Source organism: Paraglaciecola sp., assembly GCF_030730205.1.
Taxonomy (GTDB): Bacteria; Pseudomonadota; Gammaproteobacteria; order Enterobacterales; family Alteromonadaceae; genus Paraglaciecola.
In genome coordinates this window covers 4,890-9,104 of the sequence record NZ_JANQVQ010000264.1, presented here as the reverse complement: position 1 = coordinate 9,104, position 4,215 = coordinate 4,890, and the positions used below count along the sequence as shown (strand labels likewise).

Here is a 4,215-nt window from a genome sequence, read left to right as displayed (position 1 = left end):
GCTATTGCAGGCATGTTTGCGTCAACATGCCTTGTACCCGCTTAATATCACCATCTGTTTTCGCCGGTTTGATACCTAGGGCACACGCAACTACACCATACACTTCAATATTTTCAAAAGACTCAACGCCCCCCGCTTTTTTAAATAAAGGGCCTGAGCCAATAAACATCGCCTGCATGGCAGAAGCTCGATTATCATAGCCATGGGTGGCAACGCTGCGCGTTGTTTCTGCCATGGTTTGAGGCGGGCTTTTGTCGCTACTGGCGTAAAGTGACCACGCTAAATCGGCCATAATCATCAGATCTGGTCCTCTATCGGGATGATCAACATGGTAGTGACTTGGGAAATGCCCGCGCTTAAATACTTGAAAGTGAGGATGACTGGCAACCAGCTTGCTGTAAGCCAATTCGATGTCTTTTTGTTCGCCGTAAAGTGATAAAAATGGAGCGTAAATCGGTTTCGCTTTGTTGTTCCAATCAGACACCTCAAAACGACTCAGGTCGATGCGTTCATCAAGGTTAATCACGCGCTCATCAGATAAATTCACCATACCGTGGTCAGCCACCACAAGCATAGTGGTTTTTTGATATACCCCCAGTTTTTTTAGCCCCTCAACAAGGTCGCCTATGTGTTTATCAACACGGGCAACGGCTTCGCGCTCTTGTGCAGAATCAACCCCGAAATCATGTGCGGCTGTATCCACTGCAGAAAAATACAGGGTAACTAATTTTGGTCGCTGTGAAATAGGCAGTTGTAACCACGCTAATACCTCATCAACCCGCTGCGCATAATCTTTATTTTGGTCATAGGGTTTCCAATAACTTGGCGCTACCTGATCAATAGCAACTTCAGAGCCTACCCAGAAATACGTAGCGGCTTTCAAGCCTTGTTTTTCGGCGGTGATCCAAATAGGCTCCCCGCCCCACCAGCGAGGGTCTTGCACATCGGTTTTACGCTCAAACTTACGCCCTAAGTTTTTATCGTATGGATAATTAGACGTCATGCCATGGTGTTCTGGATAAAGACCGGTAGCCAAAGAATAAAAATTAACGAAGGTTTTGCTGGGCATGGCGGGCAACATACCTGCGTGCACTCCATTATCGGCTAGTGCTTGCAAATTGGGCGCCGGCATCCTATCAAGAGTATCTGCCCGCAGGCCATCCACGCCAATCATAATAACCAGAGGCTCAACCTTAGAAGCCGCCATCACCGATGAGGCACAACTAAGAAAAATTAATACGATAAAAACGGAGCGCCTGTTCTGATACCAACTACCCATACTGCCTCAAGCGTAATCGTCATTTTTAACACATTGTATCTACTATTCATGACAATTAAAGGGCAAAAACAGTGTTAAAGATAACATCACGAATAATGGTTTTAGATGGGGATAAACTAGAGGCTCGAGCAGGTACAATAAATCATTTTGTAGGTACCGTGCTAACTCGCTAACAGTGGCATAAAATCACCGAGCAGAGCGGTTACAAACAGATAAAAGTGGGCACAACAAACGCAATGTTAGCCCCCTTTCGCTTTAATAACTCAGATTATAAGTCTTGTTTATCAGCCATTTTTTGTAGATTTTCATGTATTTTAAATAACACAATCATTAACTCGCACCAAATTCTGGCTCCTATCATCCCAAAAACAATAATACTCAAACCACTAATAAAACCACCTGTGTAGGCGTTAAACATGGCAGCTATGCCAGACACCAGTGATATCAACAAAAGCAGCCAATATACAAAAGTAATTATTTTGGGGGTTAACATTGAGTCGAAGAAAAAGATATCTTTCATGGTATTTCCTTTTTAATTTTATAGTTCCATCTGGTAAGTATGCTTGGTTTTGGAACCACATAAAACCAAGTACACTATTGAGCCAAACTGTTTCGGTTTACTCGTTTTAAACACAAAACAACTTGACAAAATTCTTTGTGATTAATATTCCATACTTTTAAGCCATTGCAAAGAAGCAATAATTTTTTTCGGTATTTCAATGGGTTGGATTAAAACACAATCCACCTTTGGTGCTGCCATGACTTGCTAATACTTACCATGTTAATTAGATTGATGCACGCTTATTGTGGCAGCGTGAAATTCAGACTACCCTTGGCAAAAACACCGACAATGATAAATATTATGCCAAACACGCCTCAAGCAGAAAATCCGAAACGTATTGTTGCTTTTCTTTATCCTAATCTGTGTTTGTTTGAATTTTCCTGTGTGGCAGAAGTTTTTGGTTTAGACAGGCCGGAGCTTGGACGAAAAATCTATGAGTTTGTCACTGCATCATTGGATAACCAAGCGGTCACAACCCAATTTGGTGGTGTGCAGCACCCCACAATCCGACTTGAGGACATTACTGGCAATGACACCTTGTTACTGCCTGGTTGGGACAATATACATAATAAAGTCAGTAAGACCTTGCTCGCTTTTTTAGTGACGTTTAATGAAGCGGGTGGGCGCATTGTTACCATCTGTTCTGGTGCGTATCCTGTGGCTTGCTCTGGTTTGTTAGATGGTAAAGCGTTATCCACCCATTGGCGTTACGCAGCCTCGTTTAAAGCGCAATTTCCGGCTATTTCGATTTGCGCAGATCAGTTGTATGTTGACTGCGGCGATATCATCACCTCAGCAGGCAGTGCCGCAGGGTTAGACGTATGTTTACATGTGATAAGAAAAGATTACGGCAGCAAAATTGCGAATATTGTGGCCAGGCGTTTAGTGATCCCGCCCCTGCGAGAAGGTAATCAAGCGCAATTTATCGAAAGTCCTGTGGCTAAGAGAGAAAATAACGCCATCGCCCCCATTCTTGATTATTTGTACCAAAATCTGGCTTTATCGCCTTCTATCAGCGAGTTAGCCCAGCGCGCTAATATGAGTGAACGAAGCTTTATAAGAAAATTTAAATCAGCCACCGGCTTACCACCTAAGGCTTGGCTGATTAGCCAACGTATGTCTGTCGCGCTGCAACTGCTTGAAACCACCACCTTGAGCATTGATGCCATTGCCCAACAGCTGGGATTTGAGAGCACCACGGCCTTTCGGCATCACTTTAGAGAAAAATTTAAAACCACTCCCACCGCCTTTCGTGAGAAGTTTCAATTGCGCTCTGCTTAGTTTTTTCATGTCGTCTTTGCCGCTGCGCATGCATTTTTCGCAAGGCCACTGCGTGATGTAATTTAATGACAGTTTATATCGATTTACTGTTGCGTCCTGTGCGCCAATCAAGCAAGATTTAACAAATTCTTTACTAATAAATACAAGGATATGTCATGCCGATTATCAAAAAAAGTATCAACTGCGCGATTCAAGCCATGGGCCTGGTCGCAGTGGCCACTCTGGGTGTAAGCTGCAGCGACGCAGTGACCACAGAACCACAGGTGGCTAGTGTTGCGACGACTCAACCTCAATTGAGTGTGCAACTTTGGTCGGTAAAAGATGCGGTCAGTGAAGACTTTGAGGGCACACTACGCAGTATTGCAGCCATGGGCTTTAATGGTGTTGAATTTGCTGGCAACTTTGGTCCCTTTGCTGACGATCCTCAAGGCTTACTGGTTTTTCTTAACGAATTGGGTCTTAAAGCATCAGGCGCTCATGTACCATTTGACAAATTCACCGCAGAAAACTTTGATAGTACGGTAGCCTTTTACCAAGATATTGATTGCCATTATCTGATTATTCCCATGGATAAACGGGCCTTTACTGTAGAAGGTGCCAAAGTGGTAGCGGCTGAATTAGCCGATTTACAAGAAAAGTTAGCCCCGCTTGGTATGCGAATTGGTTATCACAACCACAAACCCGAAATGGAAGGTGAACTCGGTCATACTCCTTGGGACGTGATTGGTAAAAACACCAATGACCAAGTTATATTACAACAAGATGTGGGCTGGACCGAAGTGGCCGGCAAAGATCCCGTGGTGATGGTAAAAGCCTACCCAGGGCGCACCGTGACAACTCATTACAAGGCCTCGGCTCCCGAACCGGGTAATCCTGAAGATCCCATTATTGGCCAAGACACCACTGACTGGAAAGCCTTGATCACTGCGAATAAAACCTATGGCGGAACGCAATGGTTGGTGGTTGAACAAGAGTCTTATCCAGAAGGAATGACACCCATGGAAAGCGTTGAAGCCTCGGTTAAGGGTCTGCAAAAAATCATCAGTGAAATGGAATAAGTCGCTTAGAATAAGTCGCTTAGAATAAGTCGCTT

Annotated in this window: 4 protein-coding genes; 2 read left to right on the top strand and 2 right to left on the bottom strand. The window is 44.1% G+C overall.

All coding sequences use genetic code 11. From position 1 onward, the window contains the following. Window position 1: 1 nt before the first annotated feature. Complete coding sequence (locus NWQ57_RS17330) at window positions 2–1,279, bottom strand: alkaline phosphatase family protein (RefSeq protein WP_306023428.1); 1,278 nt, start codon at window positions 1,277–1,279, stop codon at window positions 2–4. Between the two features lie 268 nt (window positions 1,280–1,547). Next, window positions 1,548–1,799: a DUF4282 domain-containing protein gene (locus NWQ57_RS17325; protein WP_306023427.1), complete on the bottom strand. Its 252-nt coding sequence runs from the start codon at window positions 1,797–1,799 to the stop codon at window positions 1,548–1,550. A 342-nt stretch (window positions 1,800–2,141) separates the two neighbouring features. Between NWQ57_RS17325 and NWQ57_RS17320 the strand changes: the two genes are divergently transcribed. Together NWQ57_RS17320 and NWQ57_RS17315 are read left to right on the top strand one after the other, a co-directional pair. Continuing rightward, window positions 2,142–3,122 (top strand): helix-turn-helix domain-containing protein, encoded by a 981-nt coding sequence (locus tag NWQ57_RS17320; RefSeq protein WP_306023426.1) that lies wholly within the window; start codon window positions 2,142–2,144, stop codon window positions 3,120–3,122. A 155-nt stretch (window positions 3,123–3,277) separates the two neighbouring features. Continuing rightward, window positions 3,278–4,180, top strand: coding sequence for a sugar phosphate isomerase/epimerase (locus NWQ57_RS17315; protein ID WP_306023425.1), 903 nt, complete (start codon window positions 3,278–3,280; stop codon window positions 4,178–4,180). The last annotated feature ends 35 nt before the right edge of the window (window positions 4,181–4,215 follow it).